General features: G+C 70.9%; 14 protein-coding genes and 2 pseudogenes. 7 read left to right on the top strand and 9 right to left on the bottom strand.

Annotation, left to right across the window (positions count from 1 at the left end; all coding sequences use genetic code 11):
* The first annotated feature begins 1 nt into the window (after position 1).
* A complete protein-coding gene (locus ACN28A_RS22210; protein ID WP_421397607.1) occupies positions 2-841 on the top strand; it encodes a carbohydrate ABC transporter permease in 840 nt (279 codons plus the stop codon).
* A 96-nt stretch (positions 842-937) separates the two neighbouring features.
* Positions 938-1,295 (top strand): annotated as a pseudogene (locus ACN28A_RS22205) (DUF6232 family protein); the annotation flags it as partial.
* 356 nt (positions 1,296-1,651) lie between these two features.
* Here the strand turns inward: ACN28A_RS22205 and ACN28A_RS22200 are convergent.
* From ACN28A_RS22200 to ACN28A_RS22185, 4 genes and pseudogenes are all read right to left on the bottom strand, one after another.
* The gene (locus ACN28A_RS22200; protein WP_421397606.1) at positions 1,652-2,089 is read right to left on the bottom strand and encodes a DUF4259 domain-containing protein; all 438 of its coding nucleotides are present in this window, start codon (positions 2,087-2,089) and stop codon (positions 1,652-1,654) included.
* A gap of 42 nt (positions 2,090-2,131) precedes the next feature.
* A complete protein-coding gene (locus tag ACN28A_RS22195; protein ID WP_421397605.1) occupies positions 2,132-3,112 on the bottom strand; it encodes a polymorphic toxin-type HINT domain-containing protein in 981 nt (326 codons plus the stop codon).
* A gap of 260 nt (positions 3,113-3,372) precedes the next feature.
* Positions 3,373-4,815 (bottom strand): annotated as a pseudogene (locus ACN28A_RS22190) (RHS repeat-associated core domain-containing protein); the annotation flags it as partial.
* Between the two features lie 158 nt (positions 4,816-4,973).
* Positions 4,974-5,930, bottom strand: coding sequence for a ribokinase (locus ACN28A_RS22185; RefSeq protein ID WP_421397604.1), 957 nt, complete (start codon positions 5,928-5,930; stop codon positions 4,974-4,976).
* Positions 5,931-6,163: 233 nt separating this feature from the next.
* Here ACN28A_RS22185 and ACN28A_RS22180 point away from each other — a divergent pair, with 233 nt between their 5' ends.
* Together ACN28A_RS22180 and ACN28A_RS22175 are read left to right on the top strand one after the other, a co-directional pair.
* Positions 6,164-6,538 (top strand): YciI family protein, encoded by a 375-nt coding sequence (locus ACN28A_RS22180; RefSeq protein ID WP_421397602.1) that lies wholly within the window; start codon positions 6,164-6,166, stop codon positions 6,536-6,538.
* On the top strand, positions 6,531-7,793 hold the full coding sequence (locus ACN28A_RS22175) for an RNA polymerase sigma factor (protein ID WP_421397601.1): 1,263 nt from the start codon (positions 6,531-6,533) through the stop codon (positions 7,791-7,793). Before ACN28A_RS22180 ends, ACN28A_RS22175 begins: the two co-directional genes overlap by 8 nt.
* Positions 7,794-7,901: 108 nt before the next feature.
* Here ACN28A_RS22175 and ACN28A_RS22170 read toward each other — a convergent pair whose 3' ends face one another.
* Both ACN28A_RS22170 and ACN28A_RS22165 read right to left on the bottom strand, forming a co-directional pair.
* The gene (locus ACN28A_RS22170) at positions 7,902-8,327 is read right to left on the bottom strand and encodes a YccF domain-containing protein (protein ID WP_421397599.1); all 426 of its coding nucleotides are present in this window, start codon (positions 8,325-8,327) and stop codon (positions 7,902-7,904) included.
* A 52-nt stretch (positions 8,328-8,379) separates the two neighbouring features.
* Positions 8,380-9,279, bottom strand: a complete 900-nt coding sequence (locus ACN28A_RS22165; RefSeq protein WP_421397597.1) for a ribokinase — start codon at positions 9,277-9,279, stop codon at positions 8,380-8,382.
* A gap of 77 nt (positions 9,280-9,356) precedes the next feature.
* On the opposite strand from ACN28A_RS22165, the gene ACN28A_RS22160 reads away from it, so the two are divergent.
* Positions 9,357-10,370, top strand: a complete 1,014-nt coding sequence (locus ACN28A_RS22160) for an LLM class flavin-dependent oxidoreductase (protein WP_421397595.1) — start codon at positions 9,357-9,359, stop codon at positions 10,368-10,370.
* A gap of 36 nt (positions 10,371-10,406) precedes the next feature.
* On the opposite strand, the gene ACN28A_RS22155 is transcribed toward ACN28A_RS22160, so the two are convergent.
* Entirely contained in the window at positions 10,407-11,246 is an 840-nt protein-coding gene (locus ACN28A_RS22155) for an ABC transporter ATP-binding protein (protein ID WP_421397593.1), read from the bottom strand.
* Between the two features lie 98 nt (positions 11,247-11,344).
* Here ACN28A_RS22155 and ACN28A_RS22150 point away from each other — a divergent pair, with 98 nt between their 5' ends.
* Positions 11,345-12,370 (top strand): ATP-binding cassette domain-containing protein, encoded by a 1,026-nt coding sequence (locus ACN28A_RS22150; protein WP_421397591.1) that lies wholly within the window; start codon positions 11,345-11,347, stop codon positions 12,368-12,370.
* Complete coding sequence (locus ACN28A_RS22145) at positions 12,367-13,368, top strand: ABC transporter permease subunit (protein ID WP_421397589.1); 1,002 nt, start codon at positions 12,367-12,369, stop codon at positions 13,366-13,368. Before ACN28A_RS22150 ends, ACN28A_RS22145 begins: the two co-directional genes overlap by 4 nt.
* A 62-nt stretch (positions 13,369-13,430) precedes the next feature.
* On the opposite strand, the gene ACN28A_RS22140 is transcribed toward ACN28A_RS22145, so the two are convergent.
* Both ACN28A_RS22140 and ACN28A_RS22135 read right to left on the bottom strand, forming a co-directional pair.
* Positions 13,431-15,059 (bottom strand): N-acetylmuramoyl-L-alanine amidase, encoded by a 1,629-nt coding sequence (locus ACN28A_RS22140; RefSeq protein WP_421397587.1) that lies wholly within the window; start codon positions 15,057-15,059, stop codon positions 13,431-13,433.
* A 170-nt stretch (positions 15,060-15,229) separates the two neighbouring features.
* Positions 15,230-16,405 (bottom strand): ROK family transcriptional regulator, encoded by a 1,176-nt coding sequence (locus ACN28A_RS22135; RefSeq protein ID WP_421397585.1) that lies wholly within the window; start codon positions 16,403-16,405, stop codon positions 15,230-15,232.
* Between the last annotated feature and the right edge of the window lie 134 nt (positions 16,406-16,539).

Genomic DNA, 16,539 nt, shown 5'->3' with positions numbered 1-16,539 from the left:
GGTGGCGATCCGGATCTTCCTCTGGGTGGTGGCGCTCGGCTGGCTCGTCCCGCTGCTGCTGCCGCTCTACGCGTCGCTGCGGCCGTATGCCGAGACCGCCGCCGAGGGATACTTCTCGCTGCCGAAGACGCTCAACTTCGACTACTACATGCAGGCGTGGCAGGGCGGCAACCTGCCCCGGCACTTCCTGAACACCCTGCTGGTGGCCGTACCGGCGGTGGTGTTGACGCTCTTCTTCGCCTCGTTCGTGGCGTTCCTGATCTCGCGGCGCCGGCTGCCGGGTGGGCGGCTGCTACTGATCCTGTTCACCGCCGGCAACCTGCTGCCGCAGCAGGTGGTGCTGACCCCGCTCTACCTGATGTACACCAAGCTGCCGCTGCCGTGGTGGATGAGCTGGCCGTCGGAACTGGTCTACGACTCGTACTGGGGGATCATCGCGATCCACGTCGCCTTCCAGACCGGGTTCTGCGTCTTCGTGCTGAGCAACTACATGGACACCGTCCCGCGCGAGCTGATCGAGGCGGCGACGGTGGACGGGGCCGGGGTGTGGCGGCAGTACTGGCAGGTGGTGCTGCCGCTGGTCCGGCCGGCGCTCGGTGCGCTCGGCACCCTCGAGTTCGCCTGGATCTACAACGACTTCCTCTGGGCGGTGGTGCTGATGTCCACCGGCGACAAGTTGCCGGTGACAAGCGCGCTGAACAACCTGCGGTCGGTCTACTTCACCGACTACAACCTGCTGGCGGCCGGGTCGATCCTGGTGGCGCTGCCGACCCTGATCGTCTTCTTCGTGTTGCAGCGGCAGTTCGTCGCCGGACTGACCCTCGGCGCCAACAAGGGCTGATGCCTGCCGGGTGGTCATATCCATTCCTCGGGCTGACCCGAATCCGAATGTGGTCATCGGTGGCGCCGCCACGGGGCGTCGCGCTTTGCTGGAACGGTGACGCTCTATTACCGCGACGACACGGTACGGGTTACCTCCGAGACGATCCACGTGCACGGGCGGTCTGTGCCGGTCGCCGAGGTGTCGTACGTCTGGCACGCGCGGGGTCGGGGTACGGCCGTGACCCGGGGACGGCTCGCCGGGCGGGGCGTACTCATCTTCCTGCTGTCGATTCCGCCGCTGGTTGCGATGGTGTGCGTGCTGTCGCTGGCGTACTCGGCGCAGGACCGGCGCAAAGGTGCAGGAGCTGTGGGTGCAGCACCGGGGTGAGGAGGCGATGCTGCTAAGCAGTTCGGACACGTTGCGGTTCGGACAGCTCTACCGGGCGATCCAGCGCGCGCCATCGAGCAGCACGGCGGCGACCGCTGACCTGCACGACTTCACACCAACGGTTATCAGTCAAGGCCGTCCTCGGCTGCCGGACGGCCACCTCTGATCTGCCAAGACCGCCACCTCGCGACAACGACTGCAGGACCTCGGACCGTCTGGACTCATCGAACGTCGAGCGCAAATACGTCTATCACTTTCGCAATTCTTTGGATCTCTAGCACGCGCGAGCAACTCCATAGCCCGATGGTTACCTTGACCGATCACACCCAGCCGACACATACGTTGCAATGTACTGCCCATCCCGCAGATGAAAGACAGATTTCAGAAGATCCGCTCCCCCAAAGGGCAGTTGGGACCCTCAACGAGCACGCCGTTGAGTTGCTACCAAAGCGCAGCCGAATTTCCTGACAAACCCCCCGAAAGAACAGTCCGCAATTGATTCAACATTGACCTGAAAGACCGATCATCAAGATCATGACCAAACCACCAATCGGTGCTTGATCTCTCGTCGAGCAAGACCAGGACAGCCCGCTCAGCGATTTCCATAAGCTCACGAGTGGGAGGGGGAATGGGATTTGATGGGCCACAGATCACCGACTTGAAGTCATCACCACCTTTCAACCCGCGGGCAACCAGCGCGGCTGCGGCGACGGCATGGACACCATCGCGTCCCTCAAAGCGACACCCCTTCGAGGCAACCGCCTCAAGCGCCGACTTCAAGCAGGCCGTCCGATCTTCCTCGCCGAGGTCATCGAGCCGATAGGAGAAGTTCGCCGCCTCGTCATCATCAAATATGCGCTCACCCCAGCTACCCACCACGTACACCTACGATAGTTGGCAAGAATATCGTAATCATGGCAATCAGCTCTCCCCATCCGGCATGCGAAAAAGGGGTTTTTGGATAAATCGCCGAAGACTATTATAAACGTTCCTGGTGTTTGGCTCAATTGGACTACTTAGCTTCAGTCCGTATTCTTGCAATTGATCTTTGATGATAAACTCCATAACCTTGAGATCGTCTTCACTGCCGCATACATGGATGCAGATGGCATCCTTGGGATCACTCAGTCGCCCCTTGCCCATGTGCTCACCGAGGCGCCTCCTGAAGTTGTTAGTTTGCCCGACATACACGTGATCCGGCTTACTCACATCGTCAAAAATATAGACGCCCTGATTCTTGTTGCAGTTGTGTACCAGGACCGGGGTGCCGCCCGCCATCACATAATACGTGTGGACCTCGGCAACGGTAAGGTCGCGCATCTCCGCCGTGCCGTCCCAGGCACTGACCGAGAGGACGGCTGGGGCCATCACCCTCCCCGGAGATGCGAGCCGGTCGCCTGACCGTAGGCCCTTGGCGTCGGTCCATGTCTCTGCTGTGTCGTTCCAGAACGGGTGCGACTGGGTCGTGTGCAGGGTGGCCCTGGCCCCAGTCTTCGGATCGACGACGGTGACGTCGGCGAGATCCTTGTCGATGTTGACGTGGGTAGCGACGACCTTCTTCCCAGTCGTCTCGCCTGTCTCGGGATCAGTCGCGAGGACCCTGTCGCCCGTCTTGACGTCCTTGATCGGCTTGGTGCTGCCGTCGGCCATCAGAACAGGCGTGTCGGGATCGAAGCTGTGTTTACAACCCTTGCCGACGATGTTCTTGACCTCGTTCTTGAAACCGTTGGCGAATCCGCCGGCTCGCCCGCCGATGCCAGCCCCGACGGCCCCCTTTACACCCGCACCGACTGCCGATAGGGCGCCACCAGTCAACCCGCCGAGCAAAGCTCCGGCCCCGGTCATGAGGGCCAGGTCCCAGCCGCGCTGGCCGTCCATCCAGCCGGTGACGAACGAACCCACCGCTCCAGCAGCGGCGCCGCAGGCGACCGCACCCGCTCCGGTCCAACCGATCGCCAGCCCGCAACCGACCCCGACCACGATGCCCGCCGCCGCACCAGCGATCTTGCCCTGTTGCGGCACCAGAAACTCGCCTGGCACTTGTTCCGCTTACGGATCCCGTCGAGCGCCTTGTCGTACTGCTTCTTCTGCTCGCCGGTCAACTCCGGACCAGGCCCGATGCTGGTGCTGCCATCGGGATTCGTGCAGCTGGTCCAGCCCGTCCCGCCACCACAGTCGAACTTCAATCCCGTGGGGTCGCTGAAGGTGACCGGGTTGTTGTTGGAGTAGGTGTAGCCGTGCATCTGCTGCGGGTCGGTGAGGTCCATGATCGGGTCGACCGAGATGAACCGGCCGATGGCCGGGTCGTACTCCCGGGCCCCGATGTTCACCAACCCCGTGGTCGAGTCCTGGTTACCGCCGACGAACCCCTTCTCCGAAGGCCACTGACCAGGGGTGGGCTGAGCGCCGCGCGCCTCACCGAACGGCGTCGACCGCCGGTGCACCACGCCGCCGGCAGCGTCGACCGACGCCTGCCCGGTGCCGTTGTGGTCCGGTGCGATGTAGGACAGCCCGTTGATCCGGCGGACGATCGTGCCGCCACCCGGGACCTGGTAGTAGCGGGTTCCGTCGACGACCCGGGTGGTGTGGTCCAGCCGCAGTTCCATGCCGGGCAGGTAGAGCGTGGTAGCGCCGGGCTCCTTGCGGAGCATCCGGGAGCCGTCGACGTCGTAGACGAAGCTGGTCGTCTTGCCCGCCTCGGTCACCGAGGCCAGATTGCCCTCGGCGTCCCAGACCAGCGTCTGGTCCTTGCCCGGAGCGTTACGCCTGGTCGTGTTGCCGGAGTCGTCGTACTCGTAGTCGTGCAGCCGGCTTCCGGTCGCGTCCGTCTCCGTCATCCGGGTCAACGTGTGCGGCTGCGGCTGCCCCGGCTGCGGGTACTCGTAGTTCCTCGTCCGCTGCGCCGAGCCGGCTACCGCATGCTGTGTCTCGGTCTTCCGGTTGCCGACAAGGTCGTAGGTGTACGAGTGGTGGTAGGGGGCGATCCCACCGACACCGGTGGTGGTCGGGCCGCCGGCACACGGGTCGGTCGCGGTGCTGGCCGAGGTCCAGGCCCGCTCCATCCGGCGCAGGTAGTCGTAGCTGAAGCACTGGACGTCCCGGGTACCGCTCGGCGTGTCCGCGATCCGCTTGATGTTGCCGGCCGGGTCGTAGTCGTAGCGGGCGTCGATGTCGACGATCGGTGCCGCGCTCCGGTCGAGCCGCTGCCGGCTCAGCCGCTTGGTGCCCTGCTCGAACTCGTACGTCGACCAGACCCTCTTCGTTCCGAACGACACCTCGGACTGCAGGACGTCGCCGGTCCCCGAGTAGTCCACATGGGTCAGGTACGGGTCGTCGCAGGTGAAGGACGTCAGACGCTGCAGGTCGTCATACGTGTAGGCGATGCTCTCGAACGGCAACCCACCGCCGTCGGACATCCCGGTCGACTGGATCGTCCCGTCGCGGTTGTACATCACTTCGAAGTCGTAGATGCGGGCCAGCTCCTCGCCCGCCGCCTGCGGCACCTCGTAATACGTGGCCCGTGCCCGGTAGAACTCGTCGTAGGCGGTGTAGTACGTGGTGAAGGGCGCGCCGTCGACGCACCGGCTGTTGGCGGGGAGGGCACCCTCTGGTAACCGGATCGTCCGCACCACCCGAACCGGGTCGGCCCGGGTTCATCCATCGCTCGTCGACGAGCAGGCCCGAGTCCGCACGAGGTTATCCACAACCGCCCGCCTGATCACGAGCCGGGCGGCCGCCGCGAGCGGGCCGGCATCCCGGGCCGTCATGACGACTCTGGATAGCTCTCGGCATATAGGGTGTCGATCTCGTCCCGGCTGGGCAGCGCGGTGGAGGCACCGGGCCGGCGGGCGCAGGCGGCGCCGGCCGCGCAGGCCCAACGCAGCGCCGCCGTCACCGTCGCCGGCTCGACCGGACCGCGACGCTGTGCCCAGGCCACCGCGAACGCGCCGGTGAAGGCGTCTCCGGCAGCCGTGGTGTCCACCGCCTCGACAGCGGGCGCCTCGACAGCCAGCCGCAGGCCGAACCGGTCGGCGTAACCGGCGCCCCGGGCGCCGAGAGTCAGCACCACCCGGGGGACCCGGGCCAGCAACGCGTCCAGCAGGGCGTCGACGGCGGTGTCGGCCGCCAGTCCGGCCACCATCGCCGCCTCGACCTGGTTGACCACAAGCACGTCGACCGCGTCGAGCAGCTCCGCCGGCAGCCGCCGGGCCGGTGCGGCGTTCAGCACCACGGTGGTACCCGCACTCCGGCCCCACCGGGACGCCTGGGTGACGGCCGGCAGCGGCACCTCCAGCTGGCACAGCAGCACGTCCGCCGCCTCCACGGCGGCCCGGTCGTCCGCGTCCAGGCTGGTCAGCTCGGCGTTCGCGCCCGGTGCCACCACGATCAGGTTCTCCGCGTCGGCGTCCACCGCGATCAGGGCCACCCCGGACGGCCCCGGCACGGTACGCAACCGCCGCAGGTCCACCCCGGCGTCGGCCAGGTTTGCGCGGAGTTGGTCGGCGAAGCCGTCCTGCCCGACCGCGCCGAGGAAGTCGCACCGGGCCCCGGCCCGGGCCGCCGCCACCGCCTGGTTGGCGCCCTTGCCACCGGGAATGGTCCGCAACGCGCCGCCGAGCACCGTCTCGCCCGGCCGGGGCAGCGTCGGAGTCGACACCACCAGATCCAGGTTGGCGCTGCCGACCACCGCCACCCGGACCTGGTCCGATCCACCCGTCATGCTGATCCACCTCCGGCGGAACCCTGCTCCGCTGCCCGCGACCCGTCAAGACCCCGTTACGAAACCGTTTCGTCCCTGCTCAACGCTGTGCCGGCCGGCGCGGATCGACGCTGCGCCGGCCGACGCGGAAAAATCCGTGCGGTGGTGGTGTCGATTCTGCCGGGTGCCGAACGTGTAGATGTGGAGAGGCCGCCGGCAGGGTGCCGGCGGCACCGACCGGGAGGTTCGCGGACATGCAGCAGTACCTGCTCAGCATCTACCAGGGCGACGGCGACCCGCCGGGCCCCGAGATCCTCGACCCGATCATGGCGAACCTGGCGGCCCTGAACCAGGAGATGAAGGCCGCCGGTGCCTGGGTCTTCTCCGCCGGTCTGCACCCGGCGAGCACCGCGACGGTGCTCCGGCCGCGCGACGGCGAGGTGCTGGTCACCGACGGGCCGTACACCGAGGGCAAGGAGCATCTCGGCGGCTTCACCGTCATCCAGGCTCCCGACCTCGACGCCGCGCTGGAGTGGGGCGCGAAGCTCGCCCGCGCGATCGGGCTGCTGCCGATCGAGGTACGGCCACTGGCCGACGAGGCCGACAGTTGCGACCCACCCGGTGCCTGAACCACCCGCCAAGGCGACCGTCGCCGACGTCGAGCAGGCGTTCCGCGCCGAGTACGGCCGGTCGGTCGCCGTCCTGATCCGCGTCCTCGGCGACATCGACCTCGCCGAGGACGCGGTGCAGGACGCCTTCGCCACCGCGATCCTTCGGTGGCCGGTCGACGGGGTGCCGGCGAGCCCGGCCGGCTGGATCATCACCACCGCCCGGAACCGGGCCGTCGACCGGCTGCGCCGGGAGTCGACCCGGGCGGAACGGCACGTCCAGGCCGCCCTGCTGCACAACCCGGACGAGCCGGCAGCGTACGCCGACGGCACACCCGCCGAGGAGGATCCCGTGCCGGACGAGCGGCTGCGACTGATCTTCACCTGTTGCCATCCGGCGCTCTCCCCGGCCGCCCGGGTCGCGCTTACCCTGCGTCTGCTGGGCGGGCTGAGCACCGCGCAGATCGCGCACGCCTTCCTGGTCCCCGAACCGACGATGGCGCAGCGACTGGTACGCGCGAAGGGCAAGATCCGGGCCGCCCGCATCCCGTACCGGGTGCCGGCCGAGGCTGACCTGCCGGACCGGCTTCCCGGGGTACTCGCCGTGCTGTACCTGGTCTTCAACGAGGGGTACACCGCCAGTGCGGGCGACCGGCTCGACCGGCCGGACCTCGCCGTGGAGGCGATCCGGCTCGCCCGGCTGCTCGCCGACCTGATGCCGGACGAGCCGGAGGTGCTGGGGCTGCTCGCCCTGATGCTGCTCGTCGAGTCGCGCCGGCCGAGCCGCACCGATCCGGACGGCGCCCTGGTGCGCCTGGCCGAGCAGGACCGTACCCGCTGGGACCGGCGGCTCGTCGCGGAGGGGCAGGCACTCGTCCGGCGCTGCCTGCGGCGGGACCGGCCGGGGCCGTACCAGATCCAGGCGGCGATAAACGCGGTGCACAGCGAGGCGGCGACCGCCGCCGAGACGGACTGGGGTCAGATTCTGCGGCTCTACGACCACCTGATGGCAATCGGTCCGAGCCCGGTCGTGGCGCTGAACCGCGCGGTCGCGCTCGCCGAGGTCGCCGGGCCGGCCCCGGCACTCGACCTGGTCGACACCCTCGACCTCGACACCTACCACGTCTTCCACGCCGTCCGGGCCGACCTGTTGCGCCGGCTTGGCCGTACCGCCGAGGCAGCCGCCGCCTACGACGCGGCCGCCGCGCTGACCGGCAACGCCGTCGAGCGCGACTTCCTGCGCCGCAGTCGCGCCGCACTGCCCGGCACCGCCTGACCCGGCACCGGGCGGACCGGACCGCCGCCCGATCCGGCCGCCCTGCGGGGGACGGCGTCAGGCGCACCGGACCGCCGCCCGACCCGGCCGTCCGATGGGCGGACGGCGTCAGCTCGCCGGAACCGAGGCGGTCGTCGTTCCCGGCCGGCGGAGGTCGTCGACCTCCATCACCTCGCGGCCGAGCGGCCAGAACGCCGCCGGGACCAGCTTGAAGTTGGCGATGCCGAACGGGATACCGATGATCGTGACGCAGAGCGCGATCCCGGCGACGATGTGCGCGAGTGCCAGCCACCAGCCGGCCAGCACCACCCAGAGCACGTTCGCCAGCCCCGAGCCGAGCCCGGCACCGGGCTTCGCCACCAGGGTCCGGCCGAACGGCCAGAGCGAGTAGTAGGCCAGTCGCAGCGCGGCGACGCCGAACGGGATGGTCACGACCAGCACGAAGCAGATCAGGGCGGCGATACCGTACCCGATGGCGAGGGCGATGCCGCTACCGAAGATCAGCCAGAGCAGGTTGAGCACGAATCGCACCATGCCTCCATCGTGCGCCCTCCGATCAACCCCCGAAGCCGGTGTGCGTCCGGGATCAACCCCCGGCGGCATAGAGGGAGTCGATCTCGGCCCGGAGTGGCAGCGAGACCGAGGCGCCGAGCCGGCGGGCACAGGCGGCACCGGCGGCGCTCGCCCAGCGCACCGCGTCGAGCGGCTCCCGGCCCTCGCCCCAGGCGACCGCGAGCGCGCCGGTGAAGGCGTCACCGGCGCCCGTGGAGTCGACCAGGTCCACCTTGACCGCGGGTACGTGCACGGCGGTGCCCTCGCGGTCGCCGTACCAGGCACCGTGCCGGCCCAGGGTCAGCACCGCCCGGGGCACCACGGCCAACAGCGCCGCCGGGTCCTCCTGACCGCGTCCGGTGATCGCCCGTGCCTCGGCCTCGTTGACCACCAGCAGGTCGACGCAGTCCAGCAGCTCGACCGGTACCGGCTGGGCGGGCGCCGCGTTCAGCAGCACCCGGGTACCGGCGGAGCGGGCCGCCCGGGCCGCCGCGGTCACCGTACCGACCGGGATCTCCAGCTGGGCGACAAGCACGTCCGCCTCGCGTACGGCGGTCAGCTCGCTCTCGGTCAGGCCGGTGAACGCCGAGTTCGCGGCCGGGGTGACCACGATTGTGTTCTCGCCCTCGGCGTCGACGGTGATCACCGCCACCCCGGAGGAGCCGTAGACCACCCGGACCCGTTCGGTGTCCACCCCGGCGGCCGAGATCCGGGCCTTGAGCGTCACGCCGAACGAGTCCGACCCGATCGCGCCGAGCAGCGCACCGTCGGCACCGGCCCGGGTGGCCGCGATCGCCTGGTTGGCGCCCTTGCCGCCGGCCACCATGACGAAGTCGGTGCCGAAGACCGTCTCGCCCGGCCTCGGCAGGGCACCGGTGGTGACCACCAGGTCCATGTTCGCGCTGCCCATGACTACGACCCGAGGCCGGCTCACCGGCGGCACCTCCCGATTCGGCGACGGGTCGAGTCTAGAACCGGCCGTCGTCGGTGTCGTCTGGCAGGCTGCCAGACATGGGTCAGATGCCGATCGGCGTGATGTACCGCTGCGACAACGCCCCGGAGCAGCTTCCGGCGTACGCCCGGCTGGTGGAGCGGCTCGGCTACGACGAGCTGTGGGTGGTCGAGGACTGCTTCTTCGGCGGTGGGGTCTCCAGCGCGGCCGTGGCCGCGGCGGTGACCGACCGGCTCAGGATCGGCATCGGCATCCTGCCGGCGGCGTTCCGCAATCCTGCCGTGACCGCGATGGAGCTGGCCAACCTCGCCCGGCTCTTCCCGGGGCGGATCCTGCCCGGCTTCGGCCACGGCATGCCGGACTGGGTCCGCCAGGTCGGCGCCGCCCACCCGTCGCCGCTGGCGGTGCTGGCGGAGACCGTGGCGGCGGTACGCGCCCTGCTGGCCGGGGAGCGGGTCAGCGTCGCCGGCCGGCACGCCCGGCTGCGCGAGGTGGCGTTGGAGTTCCCGCCGGAGCAGCCGCCCCCGATCGCCACCGGCGTACGCGCCGAGAAGTCGCTGCGGCTGTCCGGCCGGGTGGCGGACGGCACCATCCTGGCCGAGGGCGCCAGTCCGGCGTACGTGCGGTGGGCCCGGGGGCTTATCGACGAGGGGCGGCGGGAAGCCGGCCGTACCGACGACCACCGGCTGACCGTCTACGCCCACCTCGACTTCGACGAGGGCCGGGCCAGCGCCCGCCGGGAGTTCGCCGCCCAGCTCGCCGGCGGCTGGGCGCTGCCGGCGGCCGACGCCGAGCTGGCCGACGAGATCACCGCGATGCTGGCCGGCTCGTCCGGCGCCGAGGCGCTGGCGGCGGCGCTGCCCGAGCACTATCTCGACCGGTTCACCACGGCCGGCGACGTCGAGCAGTGCGCGGCGACGGTGACCCGGCTCCGGAAGGCGAGCGCCGACGCCGTGGTCTTCGTCCCGCCCCGGGACGCCCAGTCGGCGGTCGCCCAGATCACCCTGGCCGCCGACACCCTGCTCCCGATGATCCGCAGCGCCACGGCGACAGCACCGGCCACCACCCGCTGACCCGCGCTCCGGCGCGGGTGGCCCGGGCGGTGCCGGTCAGGCGGCGCGGGCGGTGTAGCGGTCGCCGGAGCGCTCCACCACCAGCGGCACCCCGAAGGTCTTGGAGAGGTACTCGCCGGTGACGGTCTCGGCGAGCGGGCCCTGCGCCACGACGCCGCCCTCGCGCAGCAGCATGGCGTGGGTGAAGCCCGGCGGGATCTCTTCCACGTGGTGCGTGACCAGCACCATCGCCGGAGCGTCCGGGTCGTGGGCCAGCCCGGCCAGCCGGGCCACCAGGTCCTCCCGGCCGCCGAGGTCCAGCCCGGCCGCCGGCTCGTCGAGCAGCAGCAGCTCCGGGTCGGTCATCAGCGCGCGGGCGATCTGGGTCCGCTTCCGCTCGCCCTCGGAGAGGGTCCCGTAGGAGCGGTCGGCCAGCGGCAGCACGCCGAGCTGGTCGAGCAGGGCGTTGGCCCGGGTCTCGTCCATCGTGTCGTACCGCTCACGCCAGCGGCCCACCACCGACCAGGCGGCGGTCAGCACCACGTCGCGGACCCGCTCCTCGCCGGGGATCCGCTCGGCCAGCGCCGCCGTGGTCAACCCGATCCGGGTACGCAGCTCGGCAAGGTCGGTACGCCCGACCCGCTCGCCGAGCGCGTGCACCAGGCCACTGGTCGGGTGCAACCGTCCGGCCGCCAGGTTGAGCAGTGTCGTCTTGCCCGCGCCGTTCGGCCCGAGGACCACCCAGCGTTCGTCCGGCCACACCCGCCACGTCACGTCACGCAGCAGTGCGGTGCCGGAACGGAGTACGGCGACCCCGTGGAAGTCGATCACCACGTCCGGGGGTACCGGTGCCGGGGAGCCGGCGTCGGCGGGGACGGAAACCGGATCATCACGCACCCGACCATCCAACCACGCAGCGGCGCTCCCCCTGCGGGCAGCGTCCGGGCCGTAGGCTGGGGCGCCGTGTCGGATGTCACTCGGCAGGGAGGTACGACGTGCCTGCGGTGATCGAGATCGACCGCCTGCGCAAGACGTTCAGCAGCGTGCGCCGGGGCCGCCGGACCGCGCTGGACGGGTTCGACATGCTCGTCGAGCCCGGTCAGGTGCACGGCTTCCTCGGCCCGAACGGGTCCGGCAAGACCACCACACTGCGTACGCTGCTCGGGCTGGTCCGCGCGGACAGCGGCCGGATGACCCTGTTCGGCGAGCCTGCGCCGCAGCGGCTGCCCGCCGTGGTCGACCGGTTCGGGGCCATCGTGGAGAGCCCGCAGTTCTTCGGCAACTTCACCGGCCGGCGTACGCTGCGGCTGCTCGCCGTCGCCGGTGGCGTGCCACCGGCCCGGGTGGACGAGGTGCTGACCCGGGTCGGGCTCCGGGACCGGGCCGACGAGCGGGTGAAGAGCTACTCGCTGGGCATGAAGCAGCGACTGGCGGTGGCCGGCGCGCTGCTGAAACGGCCCGAGCTGCTGATCCTGGACGAGCCGGCCAACGGGCTGGACCCGGCGGGCATCCGGGAGATGCGGGACCTGATGCGCGAGCTCGCCGCCGCCGGGGTGACCGTGCTGGTCTCCAGCCACATCCTCGGCGAGGTACAGCAGGTCTGCGACCACGTGACGATCATCTCCCGGGGTCGGCGGGTCGCCGCCGGCCCGGTCGGCGAGGTGCTGGCCGGCTTCGACCACCGCGAGTTCCGGGTCCGGGTCGCCGCCGACGACCGGCCCGGGGCTGCCGAACTCGTCCGGGCGGCCGGGTTGCCGGTGGCGGTGCACGCCGACCACCTGGTGGTCTCCGAGCTGGACGATCCGGCCCGGATCAGCCGGCTCCTCGCCGAGCAGGGCATCTGGCTGCGCGAGCTGACCCCGCTCACCCCCGATCTGGAGAGCGTCTTCCTGGAACTGACCGGCACCCGCCCCCGGCCCGGACTGCCCCGCCAGGTGGACGAGTCGGTGCGGCCGGAGAACCCGCCGGACGACCCGTTGGAGATCAGCGTCGGCGACGACGGCGGGCGGGCGGACTCGTGAGGCTGGTACGCGCCGAGCTCGGCCGGCTCGCCGCGCGCCGCTTCGTGCAACTCATGGTGGTGCTGCTGGCCGCCGCGTTCGGGATCACCGTCGCCACCACGCTGGCCGGGTCGCACCAGCCCAGCGCGGTGGAGATCCGGGTGGCCGAGGAGCGGGCGGAGCGGCAGCGGGCGGAGGCGGCGCGCTGGTACGCCGACTGCCTGTCAGCGCGCCGCAGCGGCGAACCCGAGCTGGAGCTGAAATACCAGGCCGGTTGTGCCGAGCTGGCTCCGGACCGGGTGGACGCCTCCGACTTCCTCACCGGTGTCTTCGTCTTCGACCGGCAGATCCTCGACCTGACGTACTTCCTGGTCGGTTTTCTCTGCCTCTTCGGCTTCCTGGTCGGCGCCTCCTACATCGGCGCGGAACTCACCTCCGGCGGGATGACGAACCTGCTGCTCTGGCGCCCGCGCCGGATGGTCGTACTCGGCACCAAGCTCGGCACGCTGCTGGCCGGCGTACTGGGGCTGTCGGTGGTCTCCGCCGCGCTCTATCTCGGCACGTTCCGGCTCATCGCGGAGGTGCGCGGCCTGCCCGGCAGCCCGGACGGCGCGTTCTGGACCGACCTGACCGCCACCGCCGTCCGGGGACTGCTGCTGGTGCTGATGGTTACCGCGCTGGGCTTCGCCACGGCCACGCTGGGCCGGCACACCTCGGCGGCGCTCGGCGTGGCTGCCGGGTACGCGGTGCTGTGGGAGGCGGGCGGCCGGATCGTGATGGGAATCGTCGACGTCGCCCGGCCGGACAGGCTGATGCTGAGCAGTTACGTGATCGCCTGGGTAGGCGGCGAGATCCGGCTCTGGGGTCTGACCGGCGACTGCACCGGATCGGTCGGGTCGGGCTCCTGCGACCCGTCGTACTCGATCCTCTGGCCGGCCGGCCTCGTCGTGCTGCTCGGCCTGACGGTGCTCGCCGTCGCCGCCGCCTTCACCGCCTTCCACCGCCGCGACCTCGCCTAGCTGTGTGTAGGGAAGGGCCCCCGCTCCAACCGGAACGCCAAGCGGGGACCCGTCCCTACCACTCAGACCCGGCTGACCCGGATGGCGTCGGCGATGACCAGGCCGGTGCCGCCGGTCCACCGGCTCACCGCCACCCTGTTCGCGTCACCGGCGGCGAGGGTGAAGGTGCCGAGGTTGCGCCAGGCGCCGCCGCCGGAGCGCTGGTCGACGTAGACGGTCTGGTTGCCGGTGGTGGTGGCGATGATGTACGGCGCCGAGCTGTTGTAGCCGGGGTCGTCCGGATACCACGCCTCCACCCGGTAGCTGCCGGTCTCCGGGATGGCCACCCTGTACCAGGCCGGGTCGCTCGCCTCGACCGGGTCGGCGAACCGGTAGTCCGCGCCCTGCTTCTGGGACGAGTACGTCGAGGTGCCCCAGCCGGTGCTGGCGGTGAACCGGCCGGCGGTGGAGTTGTCGACGGTCTGCGACCAGCCGGTCGGCGGTGGGGTCGAGCCGGTGACGAGCTGCATGTAGTAGGTCCAGTTCCAGTGCGGCCCCGGGTCGGTGTGGGTGGCGCCGGGCACCTGGTTGTGCCCGATGATCCGGGACCGGTCCTTCGGGATGCCGTACCTGTCGCAGAGGTGCCGGGTCAGCGCCGCCGAGGAGCGGTACATGGCGTCGGTGAACCAGGAGGGCTGGCTGACGTAGCCCTCGTGTTCGATGCCGATCGACTGGGTGTTGTAGGTCCAGTTGCCGGCGTGCCAGGCGACGTCCTTCTCCCGCACCGACTGGGTCAGCGCGCCGTCCGAGGAGCGGATCGTGTAGTGGGCGCTGACCTGCGAGGCCGGGTTCTGGAACCAGCTTATCGAGCCGGCGTACGACCCCTGGGTGACGTGGATGACGACGTAGTTGATCGGGTACGTCGACTCGCGGTTGGCGACCGTGTAGTTGGCCGAGTGTGCCGGCGCCCAGGCCGCCGGCCCGTAGTCGGTGCTCATCACGCCCATCCCGGCGGGGCTGCCGAGCGGGGCGACGTCGCGCAGGGCACCCCGGTCCGGGGCGACGGCGCGGGCGGCTACCCGTACCGGCCCGTCGGCGGTGGCGGCGTCGATGCCGGAGCCGAGCAGGTCGTAGACGGTGTCGGCGTAGAGCCGGGCGACGGCCGGGGTGCTGGCGCCGCCGTACCGGACGACGGTGCCGTACCAGTGGTCGACGTCGCGGCGCTGGGTCGGGGTGAGTCCGGCGGCGTCGGCGTAGGAGCGCAGCACCGCCGCCGCGCCGGTGACGTTGGCGGCGGGGTCGGTGCGCAGCCTGTCCCGGTGCAGGCCGGTCAGGGCCACCGCCTCGTCCAGGGTGCGCAGCTTCGGGTTGCTGGTCAGGTGCATGACGCCGTAGCCGCCGGAGGCGCTGGGCGCCCCGGCGTGCCCGTCCAGGTGCGTCTCTGCGTAGCCGAGCGCCACCAGCAGGTCGCGGGGCACGTCGTACCTGGTGGCAGCCGTCTCGAAGGCGGCGGCGAGTTTCCCGGTCGCCGCCGTGTCGAGGGCGGCGGCGGATTTTCCGGTCGCCGTGGCCGGGCCGGCGGCGGCCGGCGGGTCGGCGGGAGCAGGTCGGCCGGCCAGCGCGGGCTGACCGGTGAGGCCGATGGCGAGGGACGCGATCAGGGTGGCGCCGAGCAGCTGGCTCGGGCGCGGATGGGGGTACCGAACGGTCACCGTCACTCCTCCCCGGAGCAGGGACGTCCCGAGGGTCGGGACGCGGTGGCCGTACGGTATAGCCTCACAATCGTCTATGTCGAGACCTTGCATATGACCGGCAGGTAACGAAAGATATCTTCATGCCAGCGCGACGCGTCTCCGGGATGGGCACCCGACGGTGCGGCGGTTCAGCCGAGCGTGGAGCCGAAGACCTCGTCCCGGACGGCGTCCAGCGCCATCCGCAGCGCCCCGCGCAGCACCGGCTCCTCGGTAAGCCCGGTCGGCACCACCCGGGGCGTGACCAGGGTGATCGCGGCGACCTCGTGCTGCACCCGCTCGGCCAGCGCGGTGCCGCCGGCCTGACCCACCTCGCCGGCCAGCACCACGAGCGGCGGGTCGAGCACCACGCAGCTGCTGGCCACCCCGAGCGCCAGGCGCCGGGCGACCTCGTCGAGCACCGGACCGCCCTCGGTGCCGGCCGCGATGGCGGCCCGGATCGCGTCCGGCGCCGAGCCGGCCCGGAAGCCGTGCTCACGGGCCACCGCCCGGAGGGCCTCGGAGCCGGCAAGCTGACCGAACGCCGGTTTCGCCCGCCGGGAGGCGTCCCGGGGGATGTCGGCGCCGGGCACCGGCAGGTAGCCGATCTCGCCGGCCGCGCCGGTGCTGCCGTGGTGCAGCCGGCCGCCAAGAACGATGGCCAGACCGACGCCGACCCCGAGCCAGACGAGTACGAAGTCGTCCACCCCGCGCGCCGCGCCGGACTCCGCCTCGGCGACCGCGGCCAGGTTGACGTCGTTGCCGAAGACCACCGGGGTGTCCAGGTCCTCGCGGAGTGCGGCGAGCAGCCCCCGGTGCCAGCGGGGCAGGTTGAAGGCGAAGGTGATGTCCCCGGTGGCCGGGTCGACCAGGCCGGGCGTGCCGAGCACCACCCGGCGGACGCTGGGCAGCTCCGCCCCGGCGTCGCTGGCCGCCCGGACAACCGCGTTGTGCACCACCCCCACCGGGTCGTCGGTGTCCCGGGTGGACTGCTCGACCCGACCCATCACCTCGCCGGTGATGTCGGCGCAGGCGGCCACCACCCGGTCCGGCCCGACGTCGACGCCGACCACGTGTGCGGTGCCCGGCCGGACGGCGTAGAGCTGCGCGTTCGGGCCGCGTCCGCCGGCCTGCTCACCGACCCGGCTGACCAGCCCCCGTTCCTCCAGTCGTTCCACCAGCTGGGACGCGGTGACCTTGGACAACCCGGTCAGCTCGCCGAGCTGCGCCCGGGTGAGCGGCCCGCGCGAGAGCAGCAGCTCCAGCGCGGCCCGGTCGTTGAGCGCGCGGAGCAGGCGGGGGGTGCCAGGTAGCCGGGTGCTCGCCATGCATCGTCCTCTGGTCGTGGCCCTCTTGCTTAAGAAGCTTTCCTAATAGCTAGGCTAACTTTCGGGGAAGTAGCCGTAGCGTAGTGGGCCGACGAGCCGCGGGTGTTGAGCCGATCCGGTACCGCTTGGCCACG

This window comes from Plantactinospora sp. WMMB782 (assembly GCF_049179135.1).
Classification (GTDB): Bacteria; Actinomycetota; Actinomycetes; order Mycobacteriales; family Micromonosporaceae; genus Plantactinospora.
Note: the sequence above shows the minus strand (reverse complement) of the source record. Positions and strands in the feature narration are given on the sequence as shown.